Source organism: Nocardioides salsibiostraticola, assembly GCF_054783655.1.
This window is the reverse complement of sequence record NZ_BAAGQD010000001.1, coordinates 290,492-308,210: the sequence shown is the minus strand read 5'-3', so window position 1 is coordinate 308,210 and position 17,719 is coordinate 290,492. Positions and strand designations below refer to the sequence as shown.

Sequence of the window (17,719 nt, the reverse complement as noted above, 5' to 3'; positions counted from 1 at the left end):
CCGATCGGACTCACTCCCATCACAAAGGACTGAACAACTCATGGACATGGCTTCCGCCATCCCCGGCTGGCTCACACCCGTCGCCTGGACCTACATCGCACTCTCCCTGCTCAGCGCCACCTTCATCGCCGCCGACATCTATCTGGCCCGGCGCCGCCATCACAGCGTTGCCCCCGAACTGGTGTGGCTCACCTCAGCGCTCTACCTCGGCCCGTTCGCCATCCCCGTCTACCTGAGCCGAGGACGCACCCGCGCCTCGACATCGGCTGACGACACGAAGACACCGACCGACGCAACAGCGCTCGCGGTGCTGCCCGGCGGCGGGGCATCCGCCGTTGCCCACCTGATCGCGGTCCCCTTGGTCATCGCAATCGGCTGGACCATCGCCGGCGAGGCGATGTGGCCCATGATCCTCGTCATCGCTGTCCTCGTCACCATCATGCTGGCGGTCTACGAACACCTCGCCAGTCGCGGTGTCAGGACCGGAAACGTCCGAGCGCTCTCCATCGGTGGCGCCATCACCGCTGCCATCATCACCGTTGCGGCGTTCGACATCGGCATGGTCGGCTGGATGCTCCTGCTCTACTACAACAGCGCCATGCCGCCAGTCACCGAGGGCACCTTCTGGTTCCTCATGCAGGTAGGCGTCATCGTCGGACTGGCCACCGGATATCCAGCCGTGAAGTGGCTCGTGCGCCGCAACCAGACCGTCATCCCCGCCTGAGCACTGACGGCTGACTGTCCGCGCAACCCACCCCATGTGCTGCCGCTGCAATCGCGTGGCGGCAGCACATCGGGTCCACTGAACGACCGATCAGCCTCGTACTCGACGCGTCAGTCGATCGGGTCGACGTCCTCGGGATCGATGCCCAGCAACTCCGCGACCTGTTCGACGATCAGGGCCCGCACGGTGTACCGCAGGTCCGAACGGGTTTCGCAGCGATGCTCGATCGGTCGGCGGAAGAGCACGAGTCGAGACGGGCGGGAGCCTGAGCCGCGGACCAGGGAGGACAGCGGGACCTGGTCGGCGCTCCAGTCATCGGGGACGACCGGGGTGTCCTCGACGGCGTACTCCACTAGTCCGAGCCGGTCGGCCCATCGGTCGTCGATCTCGCTGACGATCTCGAGGGTCAGGGCGTCGAAGCGTTCCCGATCGGTGCGGCCCGCGGGGGCCCCGGGTCGATGGGGGAGTACGGAGGGACCGCGCATCCCGCGACCGTGTCGATCGCGTCGTCGTCTCCCTGCTCCTGTGCGCTCCATCCCGCGAGCCTAAACGCCCCACCGTGGAAGTCAGGGTAGGTTCCGTCGCGTGAGTCTCGCCCGCCGCTGTTCGCGCAATGCCTGCGGTCGCTCTGCCGTCAAGACCCTGACCTATGTCTATGCCGACCAGACGGCCGTGCTCGGCCCGCTGGCGACGTACGCCGAACCGCACGCCTACGACCTGTGCGAAATCCACAGCGCTCGCCTTTCCGCGCCTCGGGGATGGGAAGTGCTGCGGCTGGCCTCTGACGTCTCCACGCGGGGTCCGAGCACGGATGACCTGCTCGCGCTGGCCGACGCCGTGCGCGAGGCGGCCCGACCGCCGGTCGCAACGGCACCCACCGGCCAGGTCGACCCGGCCGCCGAAACGGGCCGTGAGACCACCCGCCGTGGTCACCTGCGCGTGCTGACCACTGACTGACGGGATCGTCTCGTCCACTAGTCTCGGCGCATGCCCGAGAACCCCCCAGCGTCAACGCTGAGCGCGGAGAACGTCCACGCGATCTTCAAGGCCTACGACGTCCGCGGCCTCGTCCCTGAACAGATCGACGACGAACTCGCCCGCGCGACCGGCCGGGCATACGCAGCGGTGATCGGGGCTCCTGAAGTCGTCGTCGGCTACGACATGCGCCCGAGTTCGCCGAGCATGGCGCGAGCCTTCGCCGAGGGCGTCGCCGAGATGGGACCGAACGTCACGCTCATCGGGCTCGCCTCGACCGACCAGCTCTACTTCGCCTCCGGACACCTCGAGATGGCCGGCGCCATGTTCACCGCTAGCCACAACCCGGCGCAGTACAACGGCATCAAGATGTGCCGCACCAAGGCCACCCCGATCGGGATGGAGACAGGCCTGGCCGAGATCCGCGACCTGGTCGTCTCCGGTGAGGTGGGGGAGCCCGCCGCCACTCCCGGCACGATCAGCGAGACCGACGTCCTGGCGGCCTATGCCGACCATCTCCTGTCCCTGGCGCCGATCACCGGTCGCCCGCTCAGGGTGGTCGTCGACGCCGGCAACGGCATGGCGGGACACACCGCGCCGGCTGTCTTCGAACGGGTCGGGACCGAGCAGATCCAGACCGTCGAGATGTACTACGAACTCGACGGCACCTTCCCGAATCACGAGGCCAACCCCATCGAGGCCGCCAACCTCGTCGACCTCCAGCAGCGGGTGCTCGCCGAGAAGGCCGACATCGGGTTGGCCTTCGACGGCGACGCCGACCGCTGTTTCCTCGTCGACGAACTGGGTCGCGCGGTCTCGCCCTCGACCCTGACGGCACTCATCGCCGAGCGGGAGCTGGTCAAGGAACCCGGATCGACCATCATCTACAACCTGATCACCAGCCGGGCGGTGCCCGAACTGGTCGAGCAGCTCGGCGGACGACCGGTGCGCACCCGCGTGGGTCACTCCTACATCAAGGCCGAGATGGCCCGGACCGAGGCGATCTTCGGCGGCGAGCACAGCGGTCACTTCTACTTCCGCGATTTCTGGCGCGCCGATTCCGGCATGTTGGCCGCCCTGCACGCCCTCGCGGCTCTGGCCGGCACCGATCGGTCACTCTCGGAGCTCCTCGCGCAGTACGAACGCTACCCACTGTCCGGCGAGATCAACTCGACCGTGGTCGACCAAGCGGCTGTCATCGATGCCCTCGAGGCGGAGTACGCCGGCGCTGAAGGTGTGACGACCGACCGGATGGACGGGTTGTCGGTGCACCACGCCGACTGGGCGTTCAACGTGCGCGGCTCCAACACCGAACCCCTGCTCCGCCTCAACGCCGAGGGCAAGGACGAGGCCACCATGGGCCGGATCCGCGACGAGATCCTCGGCAAGATCCGCGGCCCACAGAACGGAGAACCACAGTGATCGACCAACTCCTGCTCGACATCATCGTCTGCCCCGATTGCCACGGAGCCCTCAAGCACGAGGGGGCTGAACTGATCTGTCAGAGCTGTGGGCTGGCCTACCCGATCCGCGACGAGATCCCGGTCCTCCTGGTCGACGAAGCCCGCCGACCCTGATGGGGACGTGGTTCGACGAGTCCCGGCTCGACGACGAGATCGCACTGGGGTCGGCCGACCTGCGCCTGCGCACCCTCGCCGAGTCCGGCGCGCGGGTCCGTCGAGAGGCCGGTGACGCGGCTGAGGCGACCCTGCAAGCGGTCGCGCAGAGTCAGCAGGGTCGTCCCCGTGCCGTGATTGCCGCCGGGCCGGACAGCCGACTGCTGCGAGCCGTTCTCGAACCGTCCTGTCCGGTGCCGTTCGTGGCCTGGCCCGGAAGCGCGCTGCCCGGATGGGCCGGCAGCATGGACCTCGTCGTCGTCCTGGCCCCGGACGGTTCCGACCCCGGCACCGCGTCGGCTGTCGCCGAGGCCGTACGTCGGGGCTGCCAGGTCGTCGTGGCCTGCCCCCCGAACTCCATGGTCGCCGAGCACGCCGCCGGGCGCTACAGCACCATCCTGCCGACCACGACCCGCGACCAACTGGCCACGGCCGTGGTCATGCTCTCGTTCCTGAACCAGATCGCGCTCGGACCGCAGGCCCAACCCGACCAGGTTGCCGAGGCCCTCGACGAGGTGGCGCGAGCCGCCTCACCCCACCGCGACATCGCCGTCAATCCAGCCAAGATGCTGGCCATCGGTCTGGCCGATGCGGTGCCCGTGGTCTGGGGTGGATCGGTCCTGGCCGCGCGTGCTGCCCGACGGATCGCCGAGTCGATCCGTCGCACCAGCGGCCGTTCTGCCATCGCCGGAGACGTCGACCAGTTGCTCCCCGTGATCGAGGCGGCCACCGCCCGCGACGTGTTCGACGACCCCTTCGCGGAAGGTGCGGCCGAGTTGCGCCCGGCGCTGGTGTTGCTCGACGACCACTTCGAGGACCCGGTGCTCGATGAACAGCGCGACCGGCTTCGCAACGCAGCGGACGCCCGCGACGTACGCATCGAGGTCGTGGGCACCGAAGCGACCACGGAGGTCGCGCGCTATGCCTCGCTCCTGCTCAGCGGCACCTACGCAGCGGAGTATCTGCGCCTGGGTCTGGTCAGCGATTGAGCCGCGCTGAGCGAGGTCGTGGCATCACCCGTTAATCTGCGCGCATGGCAGCAGACGGAGGTACCAAGGCGGTCGTAGCGGCGTTACTCGCGAACTCGGGGATCGCAGTCACGAAGTTCATCGCATTCGCGCTCACCGGCATCAGTTCCATGCTGGCCGAGGCGATCCACTCGGTGGCCGACGCCGGCAACCAGGCTCTGCTCCTGGTCGGGGGAAAGCGCGCCAAGCGCGACGCCAACGAAGAGCATCCCTTCGGCTTCGGCCGCGAGCGCTACATCTACGCCTTCATCGTCGCCATCGTCCTGTTCAGCGTCGGTGGCCTCTTCGCGCTCTACGAGGCCTTCCACAAGTACGAAGAGGTCCACGCCGGAGAGTCAGAACTCGCCGGCGGCTGGGTGCGCTTCGTCCCCCTCGTCGTCCTGGCCATCGCGATCGTTCTCGAGAGCCTGTCCTTCCGGACCGCCATCGTCGAAACCGACAAGGTCAAGGGCAAGGCCTCCTACTGGCAGTTCATCCGTCGGGCCAAGCAACCGGAGCTCCCGGTGATCCTGCTCGAGGACTTCGCCGCTCTGCTAGGTCTGGTGTTCGCCTTCGCGGCCGTGTCACTGACGCTGATCACCGAGAACCAGTACTTCGACGTCGCCGGCACCGCGATGATCGGGGTGCTGCTGGTGGTCGTGGCCATCATGCTCGCCATCGAGACCAAGAGTCTGCTGCTGGGGGAGTCTGCCTCGATCGACGCTCAGAACCGGATCAGCGCGGCGCTCACGGGCACCGACGGGGTGGACAGCGTGATCCACATGAAGACTCTTCACCTGGGCCCCGAGGAACTCCTGGTGGCGGCGAAGATCGCGGTCACCGCCCGCGACTCGGCCGCGGAGGTCTCGGCCGCCATCGATCGGGCCGAGCGCGCCATCCGGGAAGCCGAACCCACCGCGAGCGCTATCTACCTCGAGCCGGATCTCTACCGCGACGACTACGTCCCGGCCGATCGGCCCGAGCCACCGGCACCCGCCGGGCACTGAGCCTGTCTGGAGGCACGCGGCAACACCTCTGAGAGCGACCTTGCAACCTCAACAACACGTCGAGGATTCTCTGTTCGCGGGGTCGGCGTTCTAACGTTTATGGACTAGCCCGATCTACACGTGCCCCACCAACAAGGAGCGATTTTCTCATGGACTTCAAGGTCGCAGACCTCTCCCTGGCCGACTATGGCCGCACCGAGATCGGCCTCGCCGAGCACGAGATGCCCGGACTGATGGAGATGCGCGCTCGCTACGGCGACTCCAAGCCGCTGGCCGGCGCCCGCGTCACCGGTTCGCTACACATGACGATCCAGACGGCCGTGCTCATCGAGACGCTGACCGCGCTCGGTGCCGAGGTCCGTTGGGCCTCGTGCAACATCTTCTCCACCCAGGACCACGCCGCTGCTGCGGTCGTCGTCGGCCCCGAGGGCACCCCGGAGAACCCCTCCGGTGTCCCCGTCTTCGCCTGGAAGGGCGAGACCCTCGAGGAGTACTGGTGGTGCACCCAGCAGATTCTCGACTGGCCCGGCGACGAGGGTGCGAACATGATCCTCGACGACGGCGGCGACGCCACCCTGCTGGTCCACCTCGGTGTCGAGGCAGAGAAGAAGGGCTTCGCCCCTGACCCCGCCACGGCCAAGAGCGTGGAGCAGAAGGTCATCTTCGAGGTGCTCACCGAGTCCCTGAAGAACAGCACCGACCGCTTCTCGAAAATGGGCAACGCCATCAAGGGCGTCACCGAGGAGACCACCACCGGTGTGCTGCGCCTCTACGACATGATGCGCGAGGGCTCGCTGCTCTTCCCCGCGATCAACGTCAACGACTCGGTCACCAAGTCGAAGTTCGACAACAAGTACGGCTGCCGCCACTCCCTCATCGACGGCATCAACCGGGCCACCGACGTCCTGATCGGCGGAAAGGTCGCAGTCGTGTGCGGCTACGGCGACGTGGGCAAGGGTTCGGCCGACTCGCTGCGGGGCCAGGGCGCGCGCGTCATCGTGACCGAGATCGACCCGATCTGCGCGCTGCAGGCGGCCATGGACGGCTACCAGGTCTCGACGCTCGATGACGTGATCGGCACCGCCGACATCATCATCACCGCCACCGGCAACAAGGACGTCGTCTCGGTCGACCAGATGCGCCAGATGAAGCACAACGCGATCCTGGCCAACATCGGTCACTTCGACAACGAGATCGACATGGCCGGCCTCGAGGCCGACGGCGTCGCCTCTCGCAAGAACGTCAAGCCGCAGGTCGACGTGTGGACGTTCCCCGACGAGAAGGCGATCATCGTCCTCTCCGAGGGCCGCCTGATGAACCTCGGCAACGCGACGGGTCACCCCTCGTTCGTCATGTCGAACTCGTTCACCAACCAGGTGCTCGCCCAGATCGAGATCTTCACCAAGCCGCAGGACTACCCGGTCGGCGTGTACGTGTTGCCCAAGCACCTCGACGAAGAGGTCGCTCGTCTGCACCTCGACGCACTCGGTGTTCGGCTGACCCAGCTCAGCGACGACCAGGCCTCCTACCTCGGCGTACCGGTCGAGGGTCCCTACAAGGCCGACGCGTACCGCTACTGAGTGCGGTACCGCACGCCGGTCTGACGCGTTTGCACCATCGCGTCACCGGTGTGGGGCAGAATTGAAGTCATGTCAGCACCAGCATCTCCAGGGAGTCTCACCATGAAGGGTCGCGTTCTCGTCATCGACGACGACGCGGCCCTCGCGGAGATGCTGACCATCGTGTTACGCCAAGAGGGTTTCGACAGTCGCATGTGCACGCGCGGCGACGAAGCCCTCGAGGCGTTCCACGACTACAAACCCGACGTGGTCCTGCTCGACCTGATGCTCCCGGGCAAGGACGGCATCGATGTGTGCAAGGAGATCCGCGCCGAATCGGGGGTCCCCATCGTGATGCTGACAGCGAAGGGCGACACCGTCGATGTCGTCGTCGGCCTCGAGTCAGGGGCGGACGACTACGTCGTCAAACCGTTCAAGCCCAAGGAGCTCGTGGCTCGCATCCGAGCTCGGGTGCGCATCTTCGACTCCTCCAGCCACGAATCGCTCACCGTCGGCGACCTGGCCATCGACGTGGCCGGGCACGAGGTCACTCGCAACGGTCGGGCGATCAGCCTGACCCCGCTCGAGTTCGACCTTCTGCTGTGCCTGGCCCGTAAACCCTGGCAGGTCTTCACCCGCGAGGTGCTCCTCGAACAGGTTTGGGGCTACCGTCACGCGGCCGACACGCGGCTGGTCAACGTGCACGTGCAGCGCCTGCGCAGCAAGGTCGAGCACGACCCAGAACACCCCGAGATCGTGCTCACGGTCCGCGGAGTCGGCTACAAGGCCGGAAATAGTTAACCGGTGAAGAGCCGCGGTGCGGCCCGGGGTGGCCTCCGCAGAGGACTCACGTTCTGGCGGCGGTCCATCCAGGCGCGGGTCGTGGCGAGCACACTGCTGTTGTCGACCCTGGTCGTCGCAGGGGTGGGCGGTCTGCTCCTGAGCCAGACTCGTGAAGGTCTCCTGGACAACCGGGTCCGAGCGGTCGTGGCCGAAGCGAGCAACGAGACCGAGGAGGCCGAGGCCGCCCTCGCCGCGGCCTCGGGAACCGAGATCGCCACCCGACAACAGCGGGAGTTGGCCGAACCGATCATCCAACGGGGGGAGACCCGCGGCTTCAGCGTCGTGCTGGGTGGACCGGTCGGGAGCGGCGACCGGCTCGCCGACGGCGGTGCGGAGTACACCAAGGGCATCGACCTGGGCAGTGTGCCGGTCAAGCTGGAGGATCACTTCGCCCAGATCGCTCCCTCGGCGTGGACCTACACCAGCATCGTGACCCGCGACGCCGCCACTGGTGCCGTACGCCGCGAGCCCGGCGTCGCCGTGGGGTCGCAGGTGAACCTCCCCGCAGACGGGGGCGTCTACACGCTCTACTTCCTCTTCCCCATGGAGCAGGAGGCCGAGACCCTTGCCCTGGTGACCAGGGCCCTGCTGACCGCCGCGGTGCTCCTGGTGTTCCTGGTGGCAGGAGTCGCGTGGTTGGTGACGCGGCAGGTCGTCACACCCATCAGGCTGGCCCGACGCGTCGCCGAGCGACTCGCAGCAGGACAACTCCAAGAACGGCTCCGCGTCTCCGGCGAGGACGACCTGGCTCGGCTTGCGACCTCGTTCAACCAGATGGCGACCAGTCTGCAGCGGCAGATCCGACAGCTCGAGGAACTCAGCCGGGTCCAGCGCCGCTTCGTCTCCGACGTCTCTCACGAACTGCGCACCCCGCTCACGACCGTACGCATGGCCAGCGACGTCCTCCACGACGCTCGCTCCGGTTTCGACCCGACCTCGGCCCGCGCCGCGGAACTGTTGCAGAACGAGTTGGACCGGTTCGAGACGTTGCTGGTGGACCTGTTGGAGATCAGCCGCTTCGACGCCGGTGCCGCCGTCCTGGAGGCCGAGGACGTCAACCTGGTCGATGTGGCCCACCGGGTGGTCGCCGCGACCGAGGCCCTGGCGGCCCAGCGGGGGGTGCGTGTCGTGATCGATTCGCCCAGCGAGCCGTGTATCGCGGAGGCCGACGTACGGCGGGTGGAGCGGATCGTGCGCAATCTCGTCACCAACGCCATCGACCACGCGGCCACCGGCGGGGACGACGTGGTGGTCCTCCTCGCTGCCGAAGCGGACGCAGCCGCGATCGCGGTGCGTGACTACGGAGTCGGTCTGCAACCCGGCGACTCCACCATGGTGTTCAACCGGTTCTGGCGCGCAGACCCGGCCCGAGCCCGCACCAGCGGTGGAACCGGCCTCGGGCTCTCCATCGCTCTGGAGGACACCCATCTGCACGGCGGGTGGCTTCAGGCCTGGGGTCGCCCCGGCGAGGGCGCCCAGTTCCGCCTCACCCTTCCTCGACGGGCAGGCGAGGCGTTGCGGCACAGCCCGTTGCCGCTGGTGCCCTCGGACGCGAGCGAGATCATGGATGCGGGAGCACCCCGATGAAGCGACGTCAGATCGCCGCCTGCCTGCTCGCCGCCGTGACTCTCATCGGCGCCAGCGGTTGTAGCGGTCTGCCGGAAGGCGGGCCGGTGGTGGAGACCCGGGTCGACAGCAGCCCTGATGCCGAGCGGCCTATGTCGATCGACCCGGCGCCACCGCGTCAAGGTGCGTCGGCCCCAGACATCGCTGCAGGTTTCCTGGACGCGATGGAGGCCTCGCCGGTGCGGGTCGATGTGGCTCGTCAGTTCCTGAGCGCGGGTGCGCAGAGCACCTGGGACCCGGAGCGCAGCACGATCGTCCACGACGGGTTGGGCTCTCCGGACGTCATCGGCCGCACGGTGTCGGTGTCCATGACCGATCCCGATCGGTTGGACCGTCGGGGAGCGTGGCAGGGGGTGCTGCCCCCCAGCCAACAGACCCTGCAGTTCGAGATGGTCGAGGAAAGCGGCGAGATCCGCATCGCCGACCCGATCGACGCACTGATCGTGTCCGCCACCTGGTTCGAGTCCCGCTACGAGCAGGTGTCCTTGTACTTCTTCGATCGGAACGCCGAGTTCCTCGTCCCGGAGCCGATTTTCGTCCCCCGTGGGGAACAGATGGCCACCAGCCTCATCGACGGTCTCCTGGCCGGGCCGCCGGCCGATCTGGGGGCCAGCGGTCGCACCTTCGTCCCCTCGCGACTCGGGGTGGGACTGTCGGTTCCGGTCTCGCGTGACGGTGTCGCGGACATCGCGTTGGTGGGCGAATCGGTCCTTCCCGACGCCGAGACGGTGGAGCGCATGGTGGCCCAGTTCGCCTGGACCCTGCGCCAGGAACCCAGCATCACCGCGTTCACCATCACCATCGGTGGCCAGGACGTTCGCCTGCCCGGAGGCATCACCGAGTTTCCCGTGAGCGGGGCGGGCCGATACGACCCCACGGGGTATCAGTCCAGTTCGCTGCTCTTCGGGGTGCAGGACGGCCTGGTGGTCTCGGGGTCTGCGGAGGACCTGTCGGTAGTGAGCGGTCCGTTCGGGCAACAGGTCCTTGGACTCGAGTCGATGGCGGTCAACCCCGATGGGAGCACGATTGCCGGGGTTACCGGCGCAGGGGCCTCGGTCCTGGTGGGCCCGGTGGCTCAAACGGTCGGAACGGGCGCCGAGACGGTCAAGGAGGTACTCAGCGGGGCTGTCGACCTGTTGCCCCCTGCCTACGACCTCACCGATCGCCTATGGCTGGTCGATCAGACCGCCAACGGCGCGGAGATCAGCTACCTGGTCGACGACCGTCCCGTCCCGGTCGAGATCCCCGGGATCACTCACCGACAGGTGCGGCACTTCCTGGTCTCGCGCGATGCGACCAGGTTCGTCGCCGTCGTACGCAGCAAGGGCATCGACGAGGTCCGGGTCAGCCGTCTACGCACCAGCGAGAACGGAAGAATCCTGCGGGCCACGCCCTCCCGTTCGTTGGTGTTCGACGACAGCGAACGACTCCGGGTCGTCGATCTGGGGTGGTCGACTCCGACTTCCATCGCATTGCTGAGCCCGATCACCGGGGATCTGTTCGAGGCCCTCACGGTCGCGGTCGACGGAGCACCCACGGGACTCGAGATGCGCAGTAGTTCGGTCAACGGTCCGGCTCGGGAACTGGTCGGGTCGCCCGCCTCCGACACCGTGGGCTACGTCCGCACCAAGGAGGGGCTGGTCGAGGTCGGGCGTCCCATCCTGGTGACCCTCGACCCCGGCGTCAGCGCCGTTCAGTACGTCGGCTGACCCGGCCAGCCCGACCCGTCGGATCTGCACAACTGACCGGTTGCCCCTGCTGGTCCACAGGTCGATCGTTGGATCGATGGCTGCTCCCCACCGCTGGGGTCTGATGGTCCCATGAGTTCAGCATGGGAGGCACCGGTCGACCTGTTCCTGGGTGGACGGTGTGTGGGATGCGCGGCTGGCGGTGCCGCAATCTGTCAGCCCTGCCTGAGTACGGTCGGTGCCGAGCCCTTCCTGGCCTGGCCGACTCCCATCCCCGAGGGCCTCGTGCCGCCGTACGCCGTGGCGGAGTACGCCTGCGTCGTCCGGGCCATGGTGCTCGGCCACAAGGAACGCGGGCTTCTCGCGCTCGGGCGTCCGCTGGGGCACCTGCTGGCCCTCTCGGTGGCCGCCGCGGTCAAGGAGAGGGCGGCCCAGCAGGGGCCGGCCCGGGAGACACTGCCCGGTCTTCGTGGCGGTGGCCCAGGCATCGACGTGCGGCTGGTGCCGGTGCCCTCGCGGCGCGCCAGTGTGCGGGCCCGGGGCCACGACCCGATGCTGAGCATCGTCCGCCACGCCACCCACGCTCTGGCAGCCTCCGGCTGGACTGCCCGCTGCACCCCGGTGTTGGCGCCCGGGCGCGGCTTGGCCGATCAGTCCGGACTCGACGCCGAGGCCCGGGCACGCAACATGCACGGTTCGATGCAGGTGGGAGAACGCGCTGCCCGGCGCCTCCTCACGTCCACGGCGCGACCCAGCCGAACGATGACCGTGGTGTGCGACGACGTCCTCACGACGGGAGCGACCGCACGCGAGGCACAACGAGCCCTGCTCTGTGCGGGTGTCGAGGTCTGCGCCGTCGCAACCGTCGCCGCCACGCGCCGGCGGTCACGGATGTGAGGACGAAGGTCCCGACTTCTGGCGATTTCCTTTCTTCCGGTGCGACCACGGACTACCTTCGACACAGGGTTAACCAACTCGTTCAACGGGAGGTTCACATGGAAGTAGTTGCCACCGGACGAAACTGCGAGATCACTGATCGATTCAGGGATCACGCGACGGAGAAGCTGAGCAAACTCGAGAAGCACGACCACCGCATCATTCGCGTACATGTGGAGGTGGATTGTGAACCCAACCCCCGCCAGCATGACCGGGCGGTGCACGTCGAGTTGACGGCATTCTCCAAGGGCCCGGTTATCCGGGCTGAAGCATCGGCCGACGACAAGATGGCCGCCCTGGACCTGGCCCTGGACAAGATGGCCACCCAGATGCGTCGAGCGGCCGACCGCCGCCGCGTCCACCGTGGACGACACGCGCCCCAGTCGGTGGGCCAGGCTCTGGCCGACATGCCGATGCTGGACGAACCTGTCACGGTCGAGGGAGTGGCTCAGGCCCACGCCCGAGAAGAGCAGGAGGAGACGCAGGAGCATCGCGTCGGCCCCATCACCGTCATCGGCGACGGTCCTCTGGTGGTGCGCGAGAAGACCCACCCGGCATCCCCGATGACCTTGGATCAGGCGCTCTACGAGATGGAGCTGGTGGGACACGACTTCTACCTCTTCGTCGACAAGGAGAGCGAGCGACCCGCCTGCGTCTACCGACGTCGCGGCTACGACTACGGAGTCATCTCGCTCGACCTCGGATCTGACTGATCACATCTAGCCAGGCGTATGGCCCATGAGGGCCATGCGCCTGGCTAGTTCTTGGGCGACCGATGCTCTCGATGACGCCCGACTCCGGGCTGGACGTGACTACACGCAATGGTCATTTCGTGCCATGATTGGGCCATGTCGGGAGTCCCAGAAGAACCCGTCCGCGTATTGGTCGTGGATGATCAGGAGCTCTTTCGACGCGGCCTGACCATGCTCCTGTCCGTCGAACCCGGCATCGAGGTCGTCGGTGAGGCCAACGACGGGGTCGAGGGAACCAACCTCGCCCAGACCGCCGCGCCCGATGTCGTGCTGCTGGACGTGCGGATGCCGAAGCGATCCGGGATCGAAGCCTGCGTGGCCATCAAAGAGGTCGTCCCGAGCGCCAAGATCATCATGTTGACGGTCTCCGACGAGGAGGCCGACCTCTACGAGGCGGTCAAGAACGGCGCCTCGGGTTACCTCCTGAAGGACTCCTCGATCGACGAGGTGGCCCAGGCGGTGCGGGTCGTGGCCGAAGGTCAGTCACTGATCAGCCCCTCGATGGCGGTCAAGTTGATCGATGAGTTCAAGCAGATGTCCCGCCCGGAGCGGGAACAGGGCCCCAACCTCCGCCTGACGGAGCGGGAACTCGATGTCCTCCGCCTGGTGGCCCACGGCCACAGCAACAAGGAGATTGCGGCCCGGTTGTTCATCAGCGAGAACACCGTGAAGAACCATGTGCGCAACATGCTGGAGAAACTGCAGCTCCACTCGCGGATGGAAGCCGTGATGTTCGCGGTCCGAGAGAAGCTGCTCGAACTTCCGTAGTGCCACCGGTCCGACTCACCCGCCCGCAGGCCCGTCGCATCGCCCTCGCGGCTCAGGGGTTCCTCGACCCGGCGCATCAGACGCCGACGCTGCGCACCCTGCAGCGCACCGTCGACCGCACCGGTGTTCTCCAGGTGGACTCGGTCAACGTGTTGCAGCGGGCGCACTTCATGCCGCTCTACTCACGAATGGGTCCCTACGACGTCGACCTGCTGCGCCGTGCCGCGGAGCAAAGACCCCGGCGGCTGGTGGAGTACTGGGCCCACGTGCAGGCCTTCATGCCGGTCGACCTCTGGCCGGTCATGCGTCACCGGATGGAGTCCTACCGCACCCAGTCCCACAAGTGGTGGGGCACCGAGGTCACTCCTGACCTGGCCGATGGGCTGATGAGTCAGATCGCCGATCGCGGGGCCAGCACGGCGCGCGACCTGGACGAGGGCCTTCCCCGGACCAAGGAGCACTGGGGCTGGAACTGGTCCGCGACGCGTCGAGCGCTCGACTACCTCTACATGGTGGGTGACGTTGCCGTGGCGGGACGGAATCGGCAGTTCGAGGTCCGCTACGACCTTCCCGAGCGGGTCATCCCCGCCGAGTTCCTTCACGCACCGACCCCCTCGGTCGAAGCGGCCGATGACGAACTCATCCGCCGCGCGGCGCGGTCCCACGGGGTGGGGACGGTCCGCTGCCTGGCCGACTACTACCGGATGAGGACCGCCCCGGCGCAGGCGGCGATCGACCGTCTGGTCGCCCGAGCCGAGCTGGTGCCGGTCCAGGTCGAGGGCTGGAACCGGTCGGCGTACCTCTGGCCGCAGGCGCGAATCCCCAGGAAGGTCACGGCGCGAGCCCTGTTGAGTCCGTTCGACCCTGTGGTCTGGGAGCGCGAGCGGGCCGAGCGGCTCTTCGACTTCCGCTACCGGATCGAGATCTACACCCCGGCCGCGAAACGGATCCACGGCTACTACGTGCTGCCTTTCCTGTTGGACGACGAGTTGGTGGCTCGGGTCGACCTCAAGGCCGATCGGGCGAGCGGTCGACTGCGGGTCCTGGGTGCCTACGCCGAGGACGGTGCTCCTCGACGCACCGCCGCGGAGCTGAGCGAGGAGTTGAAGCGCATGGCCGGCTGGTTGGGATCGGACTCGATCGAGGTCCACCCGCGCGGTGACCTGGCCGAGGAACTGGCCCGCCACCTCTAGCCCGAGCTCCCCGTGGACACAGACCGACCCGCCGAGGAACCTCCGGCCGGGGTGGCTCGTTATGCTGGAACGAGGCCCGTCGTGGGCCACCGGCCGATTCCACCGGATCGCCGCGCCCCAACCCAGGAGTCACCACTCGTGCCCGTCATCATCGACCGCCTTCTCCGCATCGGAGAGGGCAAGATCCTCCGCCAGTTGGAGACCATCGCGAAGGCTGTCAACGCCATCGAGGACGACTTCGTCGCGATGAGCGACGAGGAGCTCCAGGGGATGACCGCGGAGTTCAAGCAGCGGCACGCCGATGGCGAGAGTCTCGATGACCTGATGCCGGAAGCGTTCGCCACGGTGCGCGAGGCCTCCAAGCGCGTGACCGGGATGCGCCCCTTCGACGTCCAGATCATGGGTGGCGCGGCGCTGCACCTGGGCAACATCGCCGAGATGAAGACCGGTGAGGGCAAAACCCTGGTCGCGACGCTTCCCTCCTACCTCAACGCCATCTCCGGCAAGGGTGTCCACGTGGTCACCGTCAACGACTACCTCGCGAAGTTCCAGTCCGAGCAGATGGGCCGGATCCACCACTTCCTCGGGATGACCGTCGGTGTGATCATGCCGCACATGCGCCCGGCCGAGCGTCGCGTGGCCTACGCCTGCGACATCACCTACGGCACCAACAACGAGCTCGGCTTCGACTACCTGCGCGACAACATGGCCGGCTCGATCGAGGAGTGCGTACAGCGCGGACACAACTTCTCCGTGGTCGACGAGGTCGACTCGATCCTCATCGACGAGGCGCGGACACCGCTGATCATCTCGGGGCCCACCGAGGACGAGGTCAAGTGGTACGGCGAGTTCGCCAAGATCGTCAGCAAGCTCAATGTGGACGTCGACTACGAGGTCGACGAGAAGAAGCGCACCATCAGCGTGCTGGAGCCCGGCATCACCAAGGTCGAGGACCACCTCGGCATCGAGAACCTCTACGAGTCGGTGAACACACCGCTGATCTCGTTCCTCAACAACTCGATCAAGGCCAAGGAGCTGTTCCGCAACGACAAGGAGTACGTCGTCATGAACGGCGAGGTCCTCATCGTCGATGAGCACACCGGTCGGATGTTGGCCGGACGTCGCTACAACGACGGGCTGCACCAGGCGATCGAGGCCAAGGAGGGCGTGACCGTCCGCGAGGAGTACCAAACCCTGGCCACGGTCACCCTGCAGAACTACTTCCGTCTCTACGGCAAGCTCTCCGGAATGACCGGTACGGCCATGACCGAGGCGTCGGAGTTCGACAAGATCTACAAGCTCGGCGTCGTGCCGATCCCGACGAACCGCGAGATGGTCCGCAAGGATCAGGCCGACCTCGTCTACCGCACCGAAGAAGCGAAGTACGACGCCGTGGCCGAGGACATCGCCGAGCGTCACCGGGCCGGTCAGCCCGTACTGATCGGAACCGTCTCGGTGCAGAAGTCCGAGTACCTCGCCAGCCTGTTGAAGAAGCACCAGATCCCTCACCACGTGTTGAACGCCAAGGTGCACGCCGACGAGGCGAAGATCGTCGCCATGGCCGGCCACAAGGGAGCGGTGACGGTCGCGACCAACATGGCGGGTCGAGGCACCGACATCATGCTCGGTGGGTCGGTGGAGTTCCTCGCCGACGCGGAGTTGCGCAAGATGGGCCTGGAGCCCGCCGGCGAGACCGCCGAGGAGTACGACGACGCCTGGCCCGGCATGATCGAGAAGATCAAGGCCCAGGTCGGCGCCGAACACGATGAGGTCCGCGAGCTCGGTGGCCTCTACGTCGTGGGCACCGAGCGCCACGAGTCCCGCCGGATCGACAACCAACTCCGTGGTCGTTCCGGGCGACAGGGAGACCCGGGGGAGTCGCGCTTCTACCTCTCCCTCGAGGACGAGCTGATGCGCCTGTTCAAGTCCGACTGGGTGGATCGCGTGCTGCAGGTCCTCAAGATCCCCGACGACGTCCCGATCGAGAACAAGCGGGTCACCAGCGCCATCGCCAACGCCCAGGGCCAGGTCGAGTCGCAGAACTTCGAGTCCCGCAAGAACGTCCTGAAGTACGACGACGTGATGGACCGCCAACGGCAGGTGATCTACGGCGAGCGCCGTGAGGTGCTCGAGGGCGCCGACCTCAAGGAGCAGATCAGCACCTTCTTGGACGACGTGGTCACCGGCTACGTCACCGGCTCTCTCCTGGAGTTCTCCGAGGAATGGGATCTCGAGCAGCTCTGGATCGACCTGCGTCTGATCTGGCCGGTCTCGTTGTCCTACGAGGCGTTGGTGGAGGAAGCCGGAGACAAGGCGAACCTCGACAAGTCCGAGCTCATCGAGCTACTGCAGGCCGACGCCCACGCGGCGTACGACGCCCGCGAGGCCGAGATGGGCTCCGAGGTCATGCGTGAGCTCGAGCGCCGGGTGCTGCTGTCCGTGCTCGACCGCAAGTGGCGTGAACACCTCTACGAGATGGACTACCTGCGCGAGGGCATCTACCTGCGTGCCTACTCCCAGCGCGACCCCTTGGTGGAGTACCAGCGCGAGGGCTTCGACATGTTCGCCGCCATGATGGACGGCATCAAGGAAGAGGCCGTCGGGTTCCTGTTCAACCTCGAGGTCAGCGTGGACGAGGACGACGACGTTTCCGGTGGATTCCTTTTCGACGGCGAAGACGAGGAAGACCCTGAGGTTGTCGAGCCGCTGGCTCGGGACATGTCCGAGGTCACCCGTCAGGCGAACACCCCGCACATCCACGCCAAGGGCCTGGAGGTGCCGAAGAAACAGGGCAGCCTGACCTACTCGGCGCCGCGCGAGGGTGTCTCAGCGGTGGGTGCGGAGGACGACGCCGAAGTCCGCACCGAGGGTCCAGCCAAGGGGACCACCGTCACCAACGCCGACGACGAGTTCGCCGACGTGGGCCGCAACGCCCAGTGCCCGTGTGGGTCCGGCAAGAAGTACAAGATGTGTCACGGCCGCCCCGGCGGCCCGACAGGTCTGACGGCACGGTCCAACGGCTGAG

General features: G+C 67.0%; 16 protein-coding genes. 15 read left to right on the top strand and 1 reads right to left on the bottom strand.

Annotation, left to right across the window (positions count from 1 at the left end):
* Nucleotides 1-40: 40 nt before the first annotated feature.
* Nucleotides 41-724, top strand: coding sequence for a DUF4396 domain-containing protein (locus ACYVLV_RS01485; protein WP_460807111.1), 684 nt, complete (start codon nt 41-43; stop codon nt 722-724).
* 110 nt (nt 725-834) lie between these two features.
* Here ACYVLV_RS01485 and ACYVLV_RS01480 read toward each other — a convergent pair whose 3' ends face one another.
* On the bottom strand, nt 835-1,209 hold the full coding sequence (locus ACYVLV_RS01480; RefSeq protein WP_460807109.1) for a metallopeptidase family protein: 375 nt from the start codon (nt 1,207-1,209) through the stop codon (nt 835-837).
* Nucleotides 1,210-1,309: 100 nt separating this feature from the next.
* On the opposite strand from ACYVLV_RS01480, the gene ACYVLV_RS01475 reads away from it, so the two are divergent.
* The 14 genes from ACYVLV_RS01475 (at nt 1,310) to secA (ending at nt 17,718) form a co-directional block, all read left to right on the top strand.
* Nucleotides 1,310-1,681: a DUF3499 domain-containing protein gene (locus ACYVLV_RS01475; protein ID WP_460807107.1), complete on the top strand. Its 372-nt coding sequence runs from the start codon at nt 1,310-1,312 to the stop codon at nt 1,679-1,681.
* A 30-nt stretch (nt 1,682-1,711) separates the two neighbouring features.
* Nucleotides 1,712-3,121: a phosphomannomutase/phosphoglucomutase gene (locus ACYVLV_RS01470; RefSeq protein ID WP_460807105.1), complete on the top strand. Its 1,410-nt coding sequence runs from the start codon at nt 1,712-1,714 to the stop codon at nt 3,119-3,121.
* Nucleotides 3,118-3,276 (top strand): Trm112 family protein, encoded by a 159-nt coding sequence (locus ACYVLV_RS01465; protein WP_460807103.1) that lies wholly within the window; start codon nt 3,118-3,120, stop codon nt 3,274-3,276. The genes ACYVLV_RS01470 and ACYVLV_RS01465 overlap by 4 nt, the downstream gene beginning before the upstream one ends.
* A complete protein-coding gene (locus ACYVLV_RS01460; protein WP_460807101.1) occupies nt 3,276-4,304 on the top strand; it encodes an SIS domain-containing protein in 1,029 nt (342 codons plus the stop codon). The genes ACYVLV_RS01465 and ACYVLV_RS01460 overlap by 1 nt, the downstream gene beginning before the upstream one ends.
* Nucleotides 4,305-4,348: 44 nt before the next feature.
* Nucleotides 4,349-5,329, top strand: a complete 981-nt coding sequence (locus tag ACYVLV_RS01455) for a cation diffusion facilitator family transporter (RefSeq protein WP_460807099.1) — start codon at nt 4,349-4,351, stop codon at nt 5,327-5,329.
* A 149-nt stretch (nt 5,330-5,478) separates the two neighbouring features.
* Nucleotides 5,479-6,909 carry an adenosylhomocysteinase gene (gene ahcY / locus ACYVLV_RS01450; RefSeq protein ID WP_460807098.1) on the top strand — a complete coding sequence of 477 codons (1,431 nt, stop codon included), beginning with the start codon at nt 5,479-5,481 and terminating at the stop codon, nt 6,907-6,909.
* A 102-nt stretch (nt 6,910-7,011) separates the two neighbouring features.
* A complete protein-coding gene (gene mtrA, locus ACYVLV_RS01445) occupies nt 7,012-7,689 on the top strand; it encodes an MtrAB system response regulator MtrA (protein ID WP_460807096.1) in 678 nt (225 codons plus the stop codon).
* Between the two features lie 3 nt (nt 7,690-7,692).
* Nucleotides 7,693-9,318: an MtrAB system histidine kinase MtrB gene (gene mtrB, locus ACYVLV_RS01440; protein ID WP_460807095.1), complete on the top strand. Its 1,626-nt coding sequence runs from the start codon at nt 7,693-7,695 to the stop codon at nt 9,316-9,318.
* Complete coding sequence (locus tag ACYVLV_RS01435) at nt 9,315-11,066, top strand: LpqB family beta-propeller domain-containing protein (RefSeq protein ID WP_460807093.1); 1,752 nt, start codon at nt 9,315-9,317, stop codon at nt 11,064-11,066. Before mtrB ends, ACYVLV_RS01435 begins: the two co-directional genes overlap by 4 nt.
* A gap of 111 nt (nt 11,067-11,177) precedes the next feature.
* Nucleotides 11,178-11,942 carry a ComF family protein gene (locus ACYVLV_RS01430; RefSeq protein WP_460807091.1) on the top strand — a complete coding sequence of 255 codons (765 nt, stop codon included), beginning with the start codon at nt 11,178-11,180 and terminating at the stop codon, nt 11,940-11,942.
* A 98-nt stretch (nt 11,943-12,040) separates the two neighbouring features.
* Nucleotides 12,041-12,694 (top strand): ribosome hibernation-promoting factor, HPF/YfiA family, encoded by a 654-nt coding sequence (gene hpf, locus ACYVLV_RS01425; protein ID WP_460807090.1) that lies wholly within the window; start codon nt 12,041-12,043, stop codon nt 12,692-12,694.
* Between the two features lie 174 nt (nt 12,695-12,868).
* Entirely contained in the window at nt 12,869-13,501 is a 633-nt protein-coding gene (locus ACYVLV_RS01420) for a response regulator (RefSeq protein ID WP_460807089.1), read from the top strand.
* Nucleotides 13,501-14,694 (top strand): winged helix-turn-helix domain-containing protein, encoded by a 1,194-nt coding sequence (locus tag ACYVLV_RS01415; RefSeq protein ID WP_460807087.1) that lies wholly within the window; start codon nt 13,501-13,503, stop codon nt 14,692-14,694. Before ACYVLV_RS01420 ends, ACYVLV_RS01415 begins: the two co-directional genes overlap by 1 nt.
* 138 nt (nt 14,695-14,832) lie before the next feature.
* A complete protein-coding gene (gene secA / locus ACYVLV_RS01410) occupies nt 14,833-17,718 on the top strand; it encodes a preprotein translocase subunit SecA (RefSeq protein WP_460807085.1) in 2,886 nt (961 codons plus the stop codon).
* Nucleotide 17,719: the final 1 nt, after the last annotated feature.

Coding starts and splice junctions, on each gene's coding strand:
- ACYVLV_RS01485 (WP_460807111.1), top strand. CDS start 41: ATGGACATGGCTTCCGCCATCCCCGGCTGGCTCACACCCGTCGCCTGG.
- ACYVLV_RS01480 (WP_460807109.1), bottom strand. CDS start 1,209: ATGCGCGGTCCCTCCGTACTCCCCCATCGACCCGGGGCCCCCGCGGGC.
- ACYVLV_RS01470 (WP_460807105.1), top strand. CDS start 1,712: ATGCCCGAGAACCCCCCAGCGTCAACGCTGAGCGCGGAGAACGTCCAC.
- ACYVLV_RS01460 (WP_460807101.1), top strand. CDS start 3,276: ATGGGGACGTGGTTCGACGAGTCCCGGCTCGACGACGAGATCGCACTG.
- ACYVLV_RS01455 (WP_460807099.1), top strand. CDS start 4,349: ATGGCAGCAGACGGAGGTACCAAGGCGGTCGTAGCGGCGTTACTCGCG.
- ahcY (WP_460807098.1), top strand. CDS start 5,479: ATGGACTTCAAGGTCGCAGACCTCTCCCTGGCCGACTATGGCCGCACC.
- mtrA (WP_460807096.1), top strand. CDS start 7,012: ATGAAGGGTCGCGTTCTCGTCATCGACGACGACGCGGCCCTCGCGGAG.
- ACYVLV_RS01435 (WP_460807093.1), top strand. CDS start 9,315: ATGAAGCGACGTCAGATCGCCGCCTGCCTGCTCGCCGCCGTGACTCTC.
- ACYVLV_RS01430 (WP_460807091.1), top strand. CDS start 11,178: ATGAGTTCAGCATGGGAGGCACCGGTCGACCTGTTCCTGGGTGGACGG.
- hpf (WP_460807090.1), top strand. CDS start 12,041: ATGGAAGTAGTTGCCACCGGACGAAACTGCGAGATCACTGATCGATTC.